The organism is Pseudonocardia kongjuensis (assembly GCF_039526905.1).
Lineage (GTDB): Bacteria > Actinomycetota > Actinomycetes > Mycobacteriales > Pseudonocardiaceae > Pseudonocardia > Pseudonocardia kongjuensis.
This window is the reverse complement of the sequence record NZ_BAAAJK010000044.1, coordinates 1-715: the sequence shown is the minus strand read 5'-3', so window position 1 is coordinate 715 and position 715 is coordinate 1. Positions and strand designations below refer to the sequence as shown.

Here is a 715-nt window from a genome sequence, read left to right as displayed (position 1 = left end):
GCCAGGGGGTAGCGACTGTTTATCAAAAACACAGGGCTCTGCGAAACCGTAAGGCGACGTATAGGGTCTGACGCCTGCCCGGTGCCGGAAGGTTAAAAGGAGGGGTGCAAGCTCCGAATTGAAGCCCCGGTAAACGGCGGCCGTAACAATAACGGTCCTAAGGTAGCGAAATTCCTTGTCGGGTAAGTTCCGACCTGCACGAATGGCGTAACGACTTCCCCACTGTCTCCAGCATAGGCTCAGCGAAATTGAATTCCCCGTGAAGATGCGGGGTTCCCGCGGTCAGACGGAAAGACCCTATGAACCTTTACTGCAGCTTCGCTTTGGCGTTAGCGGCAACATGTGTAGGATAGGTGGGAGGCTATGAACCCGGGGCGCCAGCTCCGGTGGAGCCAACCTTGAAATACCACCCTTGTTGCCGCTGACGTCTAACCGAGGCCCGTTATCCGGGTCCGGGACATAGCGTGGCGGGCAGTTTGACTGGGGCGGTCGCCTCCCAAAGTGTAACGGAGGCGCGCGATGGTGGGCTCAGAGCGGTCGGAAATCGCTCGTCGAGTGCAATGGCATAAGCCCGCCTGACTGCGAGACTGACAAGTCGAGCAGAGACGAAAGTCGGCCATAGTGATCCGGTGGTTCTGTATGGAAGGGCCATCGCTCAACGGATAAAAGGTACCCCGGGGATAACAGGCTGATCTTGCCCAAGAGTCCATATCGA

1 rRNA gene is annotated in these 715 nt (G+C 57.5%); it reads left to right on the top strand.

What is annotated here, in order from left to right:
• A 23S ribosomal RNA gene (locus tag ABD160_RS27140) occupies positions 1-715 on the top strand; the annotation flags it as partial.